Here is a 14,338-nt window from a genome sequence, read left to right on the forward strand (position 1 = left end):
ATGAACCGAACCGCCGACCGGATCCGCACCACCCACGGTGGCAACCTGCCCCGCCCGGACGACCTGGACGCGCTCATCGCCAAGGGCGGTGCGGCGCGTGCCGAGATCGACGCGCGGGTGCCGGGCGCGGTCGCCGAGGTGGTGGCGAAGCAGATGGACTGCGGCGTCGACATCCTCAACGACGGCGAGTACGTCAAGGCGGCCGCGGCGAACAACTACCACGGGTACATCTTCTCCCGGGTCACCGGCTGGGAGTGGCTGCCGGTCGACGAGACCCGCCAGCCCAAGCGGGCCGGCGTGGGTGCCCGGGACCGCAAGGACTTCCCCGGTTTCCACGCCTCCGGGCTGTGGCTGTCCGGCTCGGGCGGCCCGGTCCGGCCCGGCTTCGCCAGCCCCGGCGAGGCGCCACCCGAGCGGACGACCGTCCAGGTGTGCACCGGGCCGGTCAGGTACACCGGCCAGGCCGCGATCGCCGAAGACGTGCGGGCGCTCAAAGCCGGCATCGAAGGCAAGGACGTGGATGGCTTCATCGCCGCGCTCGGCCCGCTCAGCCTCGGCGCCGGCGCCCGCAACGAGTACTACGACAGCGAAGAGTCGTACATGATGGCGGTGGCGGAGGCGCTGCGCGAGGAGTACAAGGCGGTCACGGACGCGGGTCTCGTCCTCCAGATCGACGAGCCGGAGTTCGCCACGACCTGGCAGTACAATCCGGAGTGGACGCTCAAGGAGCTGCGGCGATACCTGGGATTCGCGGTCGAGGTCGTCAACCACGCGATCGAGGGCCTGCCGAGCGAGCTGGTCCGGTTTCACATGTGCTGGGGGAGTGGACACCGCCCGCACACCCAGGACGTACCGCTGCGCGACATCGCGGACCTGCTCGTCACGATCGACGCCGGTCACTACGCGGTCGAGGCCGGCAACGTCCGGCACGCGCACGAGTGGCGGGTCTGGGAGGACGTCAAGCTCCCCGAGGGCAAGGTGCTCGTGCCCGGCGTGGTCAGCCACGCCACCGACCTTGTCGAGCACCCGGAACTGGTGGCGCAGCGGCTGGTCAACTTCGCCGGCGTGGTCGGCCGGGAAAACCTCCAGGCGGGTACCGACTGCGGGATCGGCTCCCGGGTGGGGCACGCCGAGATCGTCTGGGCCAAGCTCCGGGCGATGTCCGACGGCGCCGCCCTCGCCACGTCCCGACTGTGGAAGGCGTAGGCCGCCCAACCGGGGCGGATGATCATCTCTCGATACGGCGCCGTCGAGCGGGTTGGATGTCGAAGGTAGACGGTGCACTGTAGACGGTGAGCGCTAACCGGCGGTGACCCGCTCCCGGTGCAGGACGAGCTTGGTGGTTTTGGCGGCGTAGACGCCGGGTGCGTCGTCCCAGGCGGCGAGCAGGCTGGTGACGCGTTCGGCGGGAAACCCGGTGCGGGCCAGGAAGGCGAGCAGGTCGGGCAGGACCGCGCGGGGGTGGGAGACGCCCAGGCGCAGGGTGCTGTCGTTGGCGTACATGCGCATGAGCGGCAGGCGGGTGCCGGTGGCGAGGTAGTAGCCGACCGCGGTGCAGACGCCGCCGGGTGCGAGCGCGGTCAGGGCGCGGCGCAGCCCGTGGGGGCGGGAGGTGGCTTCGACGGCGATGTCGTACCGCTCGCGCGTGGCGCGGCTCAGCGGCGCGGCCTCGGCGCCGAACGAGGTCGCCGTGTCTCGCCGGGCCGGATCGTCGTCGAGGTAGTGGACGGTGGCGGCGCCGTGGGCGGCGGCGAGGCCGGCGGCGTACAGGCCGATGCTCTTGGCGCCGCCGCCGAGCACGAGCACGGTGGCGCCGGGGCGTTCGGCGAGTGGGGGAACGACCGCGCGCCAGGCGTCGGCGAGGTTGTCGGAGGCGGCCGCGGCGCGCAGCGGCGGGACGTCGTGGGGGAGGGGGACGAGCATGTGGTCGGCGAACGGTACCCGGATGTGGTCGGCGACCATGCCGCCCCAGGTGCCGGCGGCCGGGCCGAAGCCGTAGGCGGCGAGGGCGCCTTTGCCGGCGGTGGCGGCGCATCGGGAGGTCAGGCCGCGGCGGCAGGGTGGGCAGGTGCCGCAGGAGACGGCCCACGGCACGATGACGGTCTGGCCGGGGTGGATGTGGCGCACGCCGGCGCCGACGTCGAGGACTTCGGCGACGCATTCGTGTCCGATGGCGAACGGGCCACGAAACGGGACCCGGCCGCAGATGGCTCCGACGATCGGGTCGACGAGTCCCAGCGCCATGCCGGCCTGCAGCGCCCGGGAGACCGGGCGGTGCAGCGGGAGGGTGTCTCCGTCGCAGCGGCCGGCGACGAAGGGGCGCACGACGGCGTCGCCCGGCCCGGCCGGGAGCGGTGCCGGGCCGTCCCGCCAGACGAGCTTGCCGGCGCGGAGGTAGACCAGCTCAGGCACGGACGAAGCCCGGCTTCAGGCGCCGTTCGGCGCGGCGGTCGCAGGAGGTCGCCCACGGGACCACGACCAGGTCGCCAGGGGCGAGGCCAGCCGCCTCCTCCGGCGCGACGATCGCCTTCCGGTCGCCACGCAGCACCGGGTCGGGCGCCTCCCGCCACTCGGCGTGGCGGCGTAGCAGGCAGGTGAGCTCACGCATGGGCGTTCCCCTCGATGGGCACGGTCTGTGACGAGCGTATGGACGGTGCCGACGCTAGCGCGAGCGACCATCCCGGGAGCGGATCGTCGCCGGCCCGATCCGCCGCCGCGGCCCGGCGGGCAGCACGATCCGGGACCTGGCCGCGGGTACGGCCGGCCGGCGTTTCCGCCGACCGGCCACCGGGGTCGGCCCTAGCCCTGACCGCCGAGGTAGATGGCGTTGAACAGGAACCGGTATGTTCCGTGTGACTGGGCCCGGTGCTGGGGCCTGAAGCCGATCATGACCACCTGTCCCTGGCCCAGTTCCGATGTGACGATGGCCGGTTTGCCACCGATCAGGTCTTCGCCGAGCAGGAAGCCGCTCTTCAGCAGGTTCGACTGCGGCCAGGTCGCGGCGACCGACACGCCTTGGGCGTCCGCGTCGACATCGAAGATCGGGCTGTCGGCGACGAACGCGGCCGTTGTCGGGGCGAAGCCGGCCGCGACCGGGTCGCTGGGGTCGGTGCCGAGGTTGAGCACCGAGCCGGGGATGTTGTACTCGGTTTCCTCGGCGTCGGCTGAGAGGTCCTTGACCGGTACGCCGAACGCGCGGATCGGCAGTTGTGCGGCCCGGTTCAAGGTGACTACCGTGCCGCCGGCCTCGACGAATGCCTTGAGGTTGGCGATACCGGCGTCGGTCATGCCACCGGTGAACTCGGGCGGTAGCGAGCCGGCTGCCCGGCCGTTGCGCATCGAGTTGTACGTCGCGTCCGGTAGCACGATGGTGTCGAACGCGGCCCGCAGGTTGCCGGCGCGTACGACCGTGTTGGTGATGGTCGTGTAGGGGAACCTGAACTGCTCGAGCGTGAGCCGGCTCCAGCCCTCGTCGTAGTTGTTGAACCCGTCGTACAGGCCGAGCCGGGGCGCCTTGAGGCCGGTGATGCCGGTCGGGGTCGCGTCGACGGCGGCGACCGAGAGGCCGAGCTGATTCGCCAGCGCGGTGACCCGCTCGCCGGTGTTCCGGCCGGCCTTGACGAGGAACGTGCCCGCCGGCAGCTTGCCGGTGCGGGTCTTCACCTCGCGGTCGCCGCGCCACACCGTCTCGCCCTGGGCGAGCAGTGCGTTCACAGCGGTGGCGCTGTCGTTGACGCGCGGGTCGAGCGCGTAGGAGTGCTTCGGCGCCCCGGCGACGGTGCCCGCCGGCGGCTTCGGCCAGGCTACGTCGACGGTGTCGACCCGAACGGCCTTGTCGAGCTTGTCAACCGTCACGCCCATCTGGAACGACAGCGTGTACCCGGTGATGTCGTACGGCGGTTCGAGCGGCCCGCCGGGGTAGCGCACCCGGTTCGGGTACACCTGCGCGTTGAGCAGGTCGAGTACGGCCGCCCGGTACGGCTGTGCCTCCCGGACGATGTACGAGCCGGCCGGGTACCTCCGGTCGCCGACCCTGAATGCCGACAGCGCCTGCTCGACGTCGACGTTGTTCCAGCGCAGCTTGTCGACGAGCTTGGTGGCCGTCGGGAAGTCCGCCTGGTCGGCCGGGATCACGTAGGTCGTGTCGCCGCCGTCGCGCTTGCCGTCGCGGGCCATCTGGTACGCGCCGTACAGCCAGCCCTCGCGGTCGTCGCTGGCCTGGCGCAACATCGCCCAGGACGCGGAGATGATGTACTCGCAGCTCTGCGACAGGTGCCACTCGCCGCCCTTCCACGGGCTCGGGTAGAACACCGAGGGCTCAGTGGTCGAGGTGCCGTCGGCGAAGGTCTCCGGGAACTCGGCCGGGTCGTAGACGCGCGGGGTCGCCGACGCGTGCGCGGTCTCGGTCAGGATGCCGACCTGGTTGTGGAAGTACGGCGAGGTGCGGGCGCCGCCGTTCCACCAGATGTCGTACGTCTGGCGGGCGAGCGCGCCGACCTTGTCCTCACGGTCGAGGCGCTGACCCATCGCGTCGCCGATGAGGTTGACACCCCGCAGCACCTGCGGGTGGATGTTCGGGTTCATCGGGTCCTCGAACGGCGGGATGCTGATGCGTGCCGGGAAGACCGCCGTCTGGTGGACGTTGTGCATCATCTGCGGCAGCCACTCGTGGAAGAGCTGCCGACCGACGTTCTGCGTCTCCCGCAGGTTGAACATGTACCAGTCGCGGTTGTTGTCGTGCCCGGCGTACTTCTGGTAGAGCCGCGGATAACCGGCGTCCTGGTACTGCCCGCCCAGGTTCTGGCGGTACCAGTCGGCGATCTTGGTCTGGCCGTCCGGGTTGACGTTGGGCACGATCAGCGTGATGACGTCGTCGCGGATCCTCTTGGCCTCGGCGCTCTCGCTGCTGACCAGGTCGTACGCGAACTGCGGGGCGGACTGGTGGCCGGCGACCTCGGTGGAGTGGATGCCGAAGTCGACCCAGGCCACCGCCTTGCCCTCGGCGGCCATGGCCTTGGCGACCGAGTCGGAGAGCGCGTCGCCCTGCGACAGCCGGACGGAGATCTCCCGGTACCGTTCGAGGTTCTTCGGCCTGAGGTTCTTCTCCGCCGAGACGATCGCCATGAGCTGCGGCCGTCCCTCGGTGGACTTGCCGATCTCCACGAGCGCCATCCGGTCGCTCGCCTCGTCCAGCTTGCGGTAGTACTCGGCGACCTGTTCGTAGGTGGCGAGCTTGTAGTCGGCGCACGGCGCCCAGCCGATCACGGACTGCGGCTTCGGCACGCGGGCGGCGGCGGTCGCGCCACCCGCCGTGGCGGAGGTGAGGGCGGGTACTGCCAGCAGCGCTAGAGCGACCGCGGCCGGCAGAGTCTTCCTGGGGAGTCTTCGGTCCACTGTGAGCCCCTCGCGTACGACGGTGTACGGCGCGACCGCGCCTTCGGTTGTCGTCGATCTAATGCGGTTGCTCTGCGTTGTGCGCCGGTCACACAGCGACGTTGAGTGAAACTTGAGGCTCGGAGCGTCAGCCCCCGCTAGATTTGGATACGGCGATCCCGTTGCGCGATCGCTTTACCGAACGCGTGGCGGGTGTGGTGCGAACGAGTGCGACGAGGCGGGCCGCGGCGGGCTGTCCGAGGAGGATTCCGAGGAACACCAGCGCGATACCGCAGATCTGTTGCGGAGCAAGTGTTTCGCCGGCGAGCACGGCGCCGAGCAGGACGCCGGTTATCGGGTTGAGTAGTCCGACGAGCCCCACCGTGCCGGCGCTCAGGTGGCGCAGTCCGGTGAACCAGGCGGCGAAGGCGACCGCGGTCGCCACGACCGTGACGTAGCCGAAGCCGGCGACCGCCGGCCCGTCAAGAGTGGGCGGCGGCCCTTCCACGACGGCGGCGACGGGCAGCAGGACCGCGCCCCCGGCGATGAGCTGCCACGAGGTCAGCGAGAACACGTCAGTGTCGGCGCTCCACTTCTTGGCGAGCACGTAGCCGAGGGAGGACATGACCATGGCCGCGATGGAGGCGAGCACGCCGGAGAGGTCGACGGCCGTCGCGCCGTCGAACAGCATGAGGCATACGCCGCCGATCCCGATGCCGGCACCGGCCAGGTGTGCCACCCGCGGGCGTTCGGACAGCGCCACCCAGGCGATCAGCATCATCACGACCGGTGCGGTCGCCATGATCGTGGCGGCGACGCTCGTCGGCAGCGCCTGTGCCGCCAGGTAGACCAGCGCGAAGAACGCACCCATGTTCAGGGTGCCGAGGACCAGCGACTTCCACCACCACGAGCCACGGGGAATCGTCCGGCGCACGAGCAGGAGGAGCAGGCCCGCGGGCAGCGCCCGGATGACCGCGCCGTACAGCGGATAGTCGGCCGGCAGGTACCGATGGGTGACGAAGTAGGTCGAACCCCACGCCACCGGCGCGACAGCGGTGAGAGCCGCCCATCGAAAAGTAGCTTCCACGGAAGCGACTATACCTTCCGTGGAAGCTATAGTCGGTGGCGTGACCGAGTACCTCGACCACGTCGCCCGCATCCAGCAGGCCTGGGCCCGCGAACGGCCCGATCTGGACGTGAGCCCGCAGGGCGTGATCGGGCGACTGCACCGCCTCGCCGGCCACCTCACCGAGCAGCTCAAGGTCGTCTACCGGCGCTACGGGCTCGGGGAGGGTGAGTTCGACGTTCTCGCCACTCTCCGGCGCGCGGGCGAGCCGTTCGAACGCGCGCCCGGAGAACTCGCCGCCTTCACCATGGTCACCACGGGCGCCATGACCAAGCGCATCGACCGGCTGGAACGCGACGGACTCGTCACCCGCCGCCCCAGCGCGAGCGACGGCCGCGGCCGGGTCGTCGCCCTCACCGCTGCCGGCCGGGAGCTGATCGACCAGGCGTTCACCGAGCACATGCGCAATGAACGCCGCCTCCTCGACCTCCTGGCGCCGGACGAAGCCGCTCACCTGGAGTCGCTCCTCGCGACCTGGCTCGCGGGCTTCGAGACTCCACTTCAGACCGGAGCTCGAGAAACGAGACCGGGTAGCGGCGCGCCGCCTGACCGCGGGTGAGGACCGGGTACACGATCTTCCCGATTAGCCTATCTAACCCATAGGATTTGTGGGCTAGTATTGGTCGGGTCGGAGGAGAGTCCTGGGATGTCTGTCACGTCGCTGTCTCGCCGCCAACTGCTGCGCGCCGCCGGTCTCGCCGGCGGGTTCGCCGCGCTCGGACCTGTCCTCGCCGCGTGCGGTGGCGAGGGCGGTGGCGAGGCGCTGGCCGCGGACGCCGCCGCCGAGCCCAAGGGCGTCACGCTGCGGCTCATGGTCAACCAGCCGCACGTCACCGCGTTCACGAAGATCCTGGCCGACCGGTGGGCCACCGAGACCGGCGGCAAGATCGAGGTCACCGCGGTCCCGTACGACCAGCTGACCAGCAAGCAGATCCTGGACGTGCAGGGCGGCGCGGGCGAGTTCGACGTCTTCGACTACTTCTACTTCGGGCTCGGCGCCCTGGTCGACGCGGGCGCGCTGGTCGACCTCACCGACTGGATCGGCGGGCAGTCCGATCTGGACACCGCCGACTTCCTGCCCTCCATCTACGACCCGTACACGCTCTACGAGGGGCGCCGCTACGGCCTGCCGTACGACGGCGACCTGCACATCCTCTTCTACAACAGGGAGATCTTCGACCGGCACGGGCTCCAGCCGCCGGCGACGTGGGACGAGTACGACGCGGCCGCCAAGAAGATCACCCAGGAGGGCGGCGGCAAGTACTACGGGGCGATCGTGCAGGGGCAGCAGGTGCCGATGATCCTCGGCTGCTCGTTCATCAACCGCCTCGCCGGCTACGGCGGCACGCTGGTCGACGCCGGCGGCGCGCCCACGCTCACCAGCGACGCCGCGCTCGCCGCCGCCGAGCACCTGATCGCGGTCAGCCCGCACGCGCTGCCGACCCCGCTGCAGATCGGCTTCGACCAGGCCAACACCGCGTTCCTCTCCGGGCAGGGCGCGATGATCGACACCTGGACCGACATGTCGCTGCGGGCCGACGATCCCAGCGTGTCGAAGATCTCCGGCAAGTGGGGCGTGGTCTCGCTGCCGGTCGGCGGGAGCAACACGACGCCGCGCACCGCGCTCGACGCCGGCTTCGGGCTCGGGGTCTCCTCGGCCTCCCGACACAAGGCCGAGGCGGCCGCGTTCGTCAAGTGGGCCACGGCGGCGAAGCAAAACCTGAGCCAGGCCTCCACCGCCGGCGCCGGCATCGACCCCAACCGCAAGAGCGTGCTCCACTCCGGCGAGTACGCCAAGGCCACACCCACCGCGTCGAGCGTGATCCGGCAAAACCTCGACGGCTCCCCGCTGGTCTGGCCGAAGGCGCCGAGCGCGCCGAAGATCCTCCAGGACCTCGTCGACCAGCTCGCCCTCGCCGTGCAGGGACAGCAGGACGCCAAGACGGCGCTGCGACGCGCCCAGGAGTCCTGGGAACGCGAGCTGTCGCGATGACCGCCGTCGACGTCGCGGCGCCACAGGCCACGCGGCCGGTACCACGAGGGCCGGACCGCCAAGGCCCGCGGCGTCGACGGGCCGGGAGGGTACCGTTCTGGCTGGCGGTGCCCTCCCTCGGCGGCCTCGCCGTCCTGCTCGCCTACCCGACGATCTACCTGGTCGGCCTCGCCTTCACCCGGTCGTCCCTGGCCCGCCCGCTGCAGCAGTGGAGCGGCTTCGACAACTTCGTCGAGGCCAACCGCTCGCTCGCGTTCAACGGTTCGCTGGTCCGGTCGGTCGTCTTCGCGCTCGCCGGCTCGCTGCTCCAGGTGGCCCTGGGCACCGGGCTGGCGGTGCTGCTGCGGGCGCGCGGGCCGCGGCTCGGTGCGGCCGGCACGCTGTTGCTGCTGCCGCTGGTCACCCCGCCGGTGATGGTCGGCGTGGCGTGGAAGCTGATGCTCGCCCCGGTCGGCGGGTCGTTCGCCGGGGTGTGGAGCGCGCTCGGCGTGCCCGGCTTCAACCCGCTCGGCAGCGGGCCGGGCGCGTTCACCACCCTGCTGCTGATCGACGCCTGGCAGTGGACGCCGTTCGTGACGCTGCTGGTCTTCGCCGCCCTGCTCGGCGTCGACGGCGAGCTGCTGGAGGCGGCGCAACTGGACGGGGCCGGCGCCTGGCGCTCGTTCCGGTCGGTGGTGTGGCCGGCGATCCTGCCCACCGTGCTGGCCGTCGCGCTCATCAAGGTGGTGATCGGCTTCAAGGTCTTCGACCTCGTCGTGGTGGTCACCGAGGGCGGGCCGGGCGTCTCCACCATCCTTTCCTCGTACGAGATCTACCGCACCGGGCTGCGCGGCCAGTACGACATGGGCACGGCCGCCGCCGAAACGCTCGTCTTCGCGGTGGTCGTCGGCGTGATCACCGCGGCGCTCACCGCCGCGCGCCACCGGGTGGTGCGCGACCGATGAAACCCACCCTGGTACGCGTAGGGCTTGTCACGGTCGCGTTGCTGATGTCGCTGCCGATCCTGTACCTCGTCTCGCTCTCGCTGCGCACCAACGACGACGTCCTCAATGGAGGGTGGCTCCCCACCCAGCTGTACTGGGGCAACTGGCCGCGCGCCTTCGACACGGTGCCGCTGGCCCGGATGCTCGCCAACTCGTGGGTGGTCGCGCTCGGCTCCGCGCTGCTCACCGGGCTGGTCGCGGTGCCGGCGGCCTACGTGACCGCCCGGGCCCGCCGCCACGGCCGCGGGCTGAGCAGCGCGCTGCTGGCCAGCTACTGCGCGCCGCCGGTCGTCGCGATGCTGCCCCTGTACCACCTGCTGCGCAACCTCGACCTCACCAACAGCCTGCTCGGCCTGGCCCTGGTCACCGGGCTGGCGAACGTACCGGTGGCGGTGTGGCTGCTGGACGGGTTCGTGCGGCGGGTGCCGGTCGAGGTCGAGGAGGCCGCCTGGCTCGACGGTGCCAGCACCGGGCGCGGGCTGCTGCGCGTGGTGCTGCCACTGATCGCCCCGGGCGTGGTCGCCGCGCTGCTGATCTGCCTGTTCCTGTCGTACAACGAGTTCCTCTTCGCGGTGTCGTTCTCGCAGCGCACCGACAGCCAGACGCTGACCGTCGGCCTCTCCCTCTTCCAGGGCGACCGGACCGTCCAGTTCGGACAGCAGGCGGCCGCGTCACTGGTGGCCATCGCCCCGATGTACGCGGTGGCCGTCATCGCCCAGCGCTGGCTGGTGGCCGGCCTGACCACGGGAGCGACGAAGTGAGCAAGCGGATCCACCTCAACGCGTTCGACATGACCTGCGTCGGGCACCAGTCGCCGGGGCTGTGGCGGCACCCCGAGGACCAGTCGCACCGGTACCGGGACCTGGACTACTGGACCGACCTGGCCAAGCTGCTGGAGCGCGGCGGCTTCACCAGCCTGTTCATCGCCGACGTCGTCGGGGTGTACGACGTCTTCCGCGGCGGCCCCGAGCCGGCCATCCTCGACGCCGCGCAGATCCCGGTCAACGACCCGCTGCTGGCCGTCTCGGCGATGGCCGCGGTCACCGAGCACCTCGGCTTCGGCATCACCGTCTCGTCCACGTACGAGAAGCCGTACAAGTTCGCCCGCACACTGTCCACACTCGACCACCTCAGCAAGGGGCGGATCGCCTGGAACATCGTCACCTCCTACCTGGACAGTGCGGCCCGCAACCTCGGCCTGGACACCCAGATCCCGCACGACGAGCGGTACGAGGTGGGCAGCGAGTTCATGGAGGTCGTCTACAAGCTGTGGGAGTCGTCCTGGGAGGACGACGCGGTCGTCCGCGACCGGGAGCGGGGCATCTTCACCGACCCGGCCAAGGTGCGTCCGATCGAGCACAAGGGACGGTACTTCAGCGTCCCCGGCATCCACCTGTCCGAGCCGTCGCCGCAACGGACCCCGGTGCTCTTCCAGGCCGGCGCCTCGCCGCGCGGGCGGCGGTTCGCGGCCACTCACGCCGAGGGCATCTTCACCACCGGCACCCGGCCGGAGGTGCTCGCCCCGTCGATCCGGCAGACCCGCGCGCTCGCCGAGGAGCTCGGCCGCGACCCGGCCAGCGTCAAGTTCTTCTCGCTGCTGACCGTCATCACCGCGCCGACCGACGAGGAAGCGCGGGCCAAGTACGAGGACTACCAGCGGTACGCCAGCTACGAGGGCGCCCTGGCGCTCTACGGCGGGTGGAGCGGGCTCGACCTGTCCGGGTTCGAGCCGGACACGCCGCTGCGGTACATCGAGACCGAGGCGGTGCGCAGCGCGGTCGAGGCGTTCTCCACCGCCGACCCACACCGTGAGTGGACCCCGCGCGAGATAGCCAAGTGGGTGAGCATCGGCGGCATGGGCCCGGTCGTGGTCGGCGGCCCGGCCACCGTCGCCGACGAGATGCAGCGCTGGGTCGACGAGGCCGATGTGGACGGTTTCAACCTGGCGTACGCGATCACCCCCGGCACGTTCGTCGACATCGTCGACCACCTCGTGCCCGAGCTGCGCCGCCGCGGCCTCGTCGCGGACGCCTACCCGGGCAGCACGCTCCGCGAGACGTTCTACGGCGCCGGCCAGCGACGCCTGCGCGACGACCATCCGGCGGCCCGCTACCGGATCGGGGCGGTGCCGTCATGACCGCCGTGATCCGCGACGACGCCGAGGCGATCGCGGTGGCGCGGCGCCTGGCCGACCGGTTCGCCGCCGGCGACGCGCAGCGCGACGCGGCCCGGGTGCTGCCGCACGCCGAGGTCGACGAGCTGGCCGCCACCGGGCTGCTGGCCATCACCGTGCCGGCCGAGGACGGGGGAGCGGGCGTCTCCGCGCGCACGCTCGGCGAGGTCATCGAGATCCTCTCCGCCGGCGACGCCAGCATCGGCCAGATCCCGCAAAACCACTTCTTCTTCGTCGACGTGCTCCGCCACGCCGGCACCCCGGAGCAGAGGAAGTTCTTCCACGCCGAGCTGCTGGCCGGCAAGCGCTTCGGCAACGCCCTTTCCGAACGCGGCACCGCCACCGCGCACGACTTCCGGATCGGCTTCGCCCGCCGGCCGGACGGCTCGTACATCGTGGACGGCACCAAGTACTACGCCACCGGCTCGCCGTTCGCGCACTGGATCCCGATCTACGCGCTCGACGCCGGCCGCAAGCTGCACGCCGCCTGGATCCCCGCCGGCCACAGTGGAGTCCGGGTCGAGGACGACTGGGTCGGCATGGGGCAGCGCACCACCGGCAGCGGCACCGTCCGCTTCGACGGCGTGGTCGTCCCGCCCGAGCACGTCGTACCGGTGTGGAGGATCTTCGAGTCCACGGAGACCTTCGGCGCGTTCGGCAACTACATGCACGCCGCCGTCGACACCGGCATCGCGGTCGCCGCCCTCCGCGACGGCAAGGACCTCATCCGCACGCTCGCCCGACCCTGGTGGGAGGCGGAGGTGGAGCGGGCCGCCGACGAACCGGCCGTCGTACAGCAGTTCGGCGAGCTGGCCCTGCTCGTCCGGTCGGCCCGGGCACTGCTGCGCGAGGCCGGCGCGGCCCTGGACGCGGCCCGCGCCGACCTGACCGAGCACTCCAGCGCCGAGGCCTCCGCCGCGGTCGCCGCCGCCCGCGCCCAGGCCGACACCGCCGCGCTGACCGTCGCCAGCGAGGTCTTCGCGCTCGTCGGCACCCGGTCGGCCGCGCAGGAGCTCAACCTGCACCGGCACTGGCGCAACGCGCGCACCCACACGCTGCACGACCCGCGCCGGTGGAAGGTGCGCCACCTGGGCCAGTGGGAGCTCAACGACGTGCCGCCACCACGCAACGGGATCATCTGAACGGGCCTAGTAGTGCTTTGTTAGGTAACTCGAGATTGGTTGTGGTGTAAGGGTTTCACGGTTTGGTGGCATGTGGGGCAGGCGCCGGTCCAGGTCGCGAGGAGGTATTGCAGCTCGCGGATGACCTTGTAGAGGGTCAGGCCGGCGCAGCCGCTTTTGGGTCGTGTCGCAGCAGGGTGATGAACAGGTGCGCGGCGGTGACCAGGGTGACGTGGCGGTGCCAGCCGGTGAAGGAGCGGCCTTCGAAGTGGTCCAGGCCGAGGCCGGTTTTCAGTTCGCGGTAGTCGTGTTCGATCCGCCAGCGGATCTTCGCGGTGCGGATCAGGTCGACGGGGTCGGTGTCGGCGGGTTGGCTGGATAGCCAGTAGGTGACCGGTTCGGCCTCGTCGTCGGGCCATTCCGCGATCAGCCACCGCTCGGGCAGGCTGCCGTCGGGGTTGCGGGGGATGCGGTGCCCAGCCGGACGGACCCGTAGGAACACGAACTGTGAGCTGAGGATGCCTTTGCTGCCTTCGCGCCAGGTGACCGTGGTCGCGGCATCGCGGCCGGCGTCGAGCACGTGCCGGGCAATGCTGGCCGCGTCGTCGGGGTAGTCCGGGCGGGTCGGTGGGCGGCCGTGCCCGGACCACGTGGGTGGCGCGGGTTCCGCGTCGGACCGGTGGGCGAGGGTTTCGCCTTTGACCTGGACGCTGTAGAGGATGCCGCGTTCGTCGAGCGCGGCCCGGAACGGGCCGCTGTCGCCGTAGCCGGAGTCGGCGGTGACCAGGGGTGGTCGCAATCCGTGTGCAGCGAGCCCGTCGATCATCTCGATTGCCAGTATCCACTTCGGACGGTGGCCCTCATCCTCCGGAATCGCGGCCTTGCGGCGCCGCCGCCGCGCGGTCTCGGTCGCGGCAGCGGCGACCGCATCAACATCGACCTCGGCCGGTTCGACAGACGCGGTGGCCCGCGGTGCATTCGTCAACGTCTTACGCTGCTTGGCCTTGGCCGCCTTGACCGCGGCCGGTCCGGCCTTGGCGGCGTCCCAGGACTCCGGCAGGAACAGCCGCCAGTCCAGCGGGCACGACGCCGTATCGGTGACCGCGTGGACGCTGACCCCGATCTGGCAGTTGGCGACCTTGCCCAGGGTGCCGGAGTACTGCCGGGCCACCCCGGGCGAGCCGGTGCCGTCCTTCGGGAACCCGGTGTCATCGAACACCCACGCGACCGGGTCGATCAACTCTACCGCCCGCTCGGCCAGCCGCGCCCGCACCGCCATGGTGTCCCACGTCGACGTGGTCACGAACTGCTGCAGCCCCTGATGATCCACGCCGAGCCGGGCCGCCATCGGCTGCATCGACTTACGCCGCCCGTCCAGCAACAGCCCCCGCAGATACGTCTCGCCCTTGACCCGCTGGTCAGACCGGGCCAAGGGCGTGAACACGTCCGCCGCGAACGCCTCCAGGCGTTGCCGCACAACCGAAAGCTCATCCGGAGTCACCGAAGCATGAAACTACCCGCACCACCCCGACGACCCCACGACACGCCGACCTAACAAAGCACTACTAG

The 14,338-nt window shown here is 71.0% G+C and carries 12 protein-coding genes; 7 read left to right on the forward strand and 5 right to left on the reverse strand.

What is annotated here, in order from left to right; translation table 11 throughout:
- Complete coding sequence (locus tag RB614_RS23660) at positions 1-1,206, forward strand: cobalamin-independent methionine synthase II family protein (protein WP_308714799.1); 1,206 nt, start codon at positions 1-3, stop codon at positions 1,204-1,206.
- Between the two features lie 93 nt (positions 1,207-1,299).
- Here RB614_RS23660 and RB614_RS23665 read toward each other — a convergent pair whose 3' ends face one another.
- The 4 genes from RB614_RS23665 to RB614_RS23680 all read right to left on the reverse strand — a co-directional run bounded on the left by RB614_RS23665 (position 1,300) and on the right by RB614_RS23680 (position 6,460).
- Positions 1,300-2,412, reverse strand: a complete 1,113-nt coding sequence (locus tag RB614_RS23665; RefSeq protein WP_308714800.1) for an alcohol dehydrogenase catalytic domain-containing protein — start codon at positions 2,410-2,412, stop codon at positions 1,300-1,302.
- Positions 2,405-2,608 (reverse strand): hypothetical protein, encoded by a 204-nt coding sequence (locus RB614_RS23670; protein ID WP_308714801.1) that lies wholly within the window; start codon positions 2,606-2,608, stop codon positions 2,405-2,407. The genes RB614_RS23665 and RB614_RS23670 overlap by 8 nt, the downstream gene beginning before the upstream one ends.
- Positions 2,609-2,799: 191 nt before the next feature.
- Complete coding sequence (locus RB614_RS23675; protein ID WP_308714802.1) at positions 2,800-5,394, reverse strand: M14 family metallopeptidase; 2,595 nt, start codon at positions 5,392-5,394, stop codon at positions 2,800-2,802.
- 127 nt (positions 5,395-5,521) lie between these two features.
- Positions 5,522-6,460 carry an EamA family transporter gene (locus RB614_RS23680; protein ID WP_308714803.1) on the reverse strand — a complete coding sequence of 313 codons (939 nt, stop codon included), beginning with the start codon at positions 6,458-6,460 and terminating at the stop codon, positions 5,522-5,524.
- A gap of 40 nt (positions 6,461-6,500) precedes the next feature.
- On the opposite strand from RB614_RS23680, the gene RB614_RS23685 reads away from it, so the two are divergent.
- The 6 genes from RB614_RS23685 (at position 6,501) to RB614_RS23710 (ending at position 12,790) form a co-directional block, all read left to right on the forward strand.
- The gene (locus tag RB614_RS23685) at positions 6,501-7,058 is read left to right on the forward strand and encodes a MarR family winged helix-turn-helix transcriptional regulator (RefSeq protein ID WP_308714804.1); all 558 of its coding nucleotides are present in this window, start codon (positions 6,501-6,503) and stop codon (positions 7,056-7,058) included.
- A gap of 87 nt (positions 7,059-7,145) precedes the next feature.
- Positions 7,146-8,492, forward strand: a complete 1,347-nt coding sequence (locus tag RB614_RS23690; protein WP_308714805.1) for an ABC transporter substrate-binding protein — start codon at positions 7,146-7,148, stop codon at positions 8,490-8,492.
- A gap of 107 nt (positions 8,493-8,599) precedes the next feature.
- On the forward strand, positions 8,600-9,436 hold the full coding sequence (locus RB614_RS23695) for a carbohydrate ABC transporter permease (protein WP_308714806.1): 837 nt from the start codon (positions 8,600-8,602) through the stop codon (positions 9,434-9,436).
- The gene (locus RB614_RS23700) at positions 9,433-10,236 is read left to right on the forward strand and encodes a carbohydrate ABC transporter permease (protein WP_308714807.1); all 804 of its coding nucleotides are present in this window, start codon (positions 9,433-9,435) and stop codon (positions 10,234-10,236) included. The genes RB614_RS23695 and RB614_RS23700 overlap by 4 nt, the downstream gene beginning before the upstream one ends.
- The gene (locus RB614_RS23705) at positions 10,233-11,612 is read left to right on the forward strand and encodes an LLM class flavin-dependent oxidoreductase (protein WP_308714808.1); all 1,380 of its coding nucleotides are present in this window, start codon (positions 10,233-10,235) and stop codon (positions 11,610-11,612) included. Before RB614_RS23700 ends, RB614_RS23705 begins: the two co-directional genes overlap by 4 nt.
- Positions 11,609-12,790: an SfnB family sulfur acquisition oxidoreductase gene (locus RB614_RS23710; RefSeq protein WP_308714809.1), complete on the forward strand. Its 1,182-nt coding sequence runs from the start codon at positions 11,609-11,611 to the stop codon at positions 12,788-12,790. Before RB614_RS23705 ends, RB614_RS23710 begins: the two co-directional genes overlap by 4 nt.
- Positions 12,791-12,926: 136 nt before the next feature.
- On the opposite strand, the gene RB614_RS23715 is transcribed toward RB614_RS23710, so the two are convergent.
- A complete protein-coding gene (locus RB614_RS23715; protein ID WP_308714810.1) occupies positions 12,927-14,270 on the reverse strand; it encodes an IS701 family transposase in 1,344 nt (447 codons plus the stop codon).
- Positions 14,271-14,338 lie beyond the last annotated feature (68 nt).

Source organism: Phytohabitans maris, assembly GCF_031085175.1.
In the GTDB taxonomy this organism is placed as follows: Bacteria; Actinomycetota; Actinomycetes; order Mycobacteriales; family Micromonosporaceae; genus Phytohabitans; species Phytohabitans maris.

What these genes read in the sequence shown, in the direction of transcription:
- RB614_RS23710 (WP_308714809.1), top strand. Translation starts at nt 11,609, where the DNA reads ATGACCGCCGTGATCCGCGACGACGCCGAGGCGATCGCGGTGGCGCGG.
- RB614_RS23660 (WP_308714799.1), top strand. Translation starts at nt 1, where the DNA reads ATGAACCGAACCGCCGACCGGATCCGCACCACCCACGGTGGCAACCTG.
- RB614_RS23690 (WP_308714805.1), top strand. Translation starts at nt 7,146, where the DNA reads ATGTCTGTCACGTCGCTGTCTCGCCGCCAACTGCTGCGCGCCGCCGGT.
- RB614_RS23670 (WP_308714801.1), bottom strand. Translation starts at nt 2,608, where the DNA reads ATGCGTGAGCTCACCTGCCTGCTACGCCGCCACGCCGAGTGGCGGGAG.
- RB614_RS23700 (WP_308714807.1), top strand. Translation starts at nt 9,433, where the DNA reads ATGAAACCCACCCTGGTACGCGTAGGGCTTGTCACGGTCGCGTTGCTG.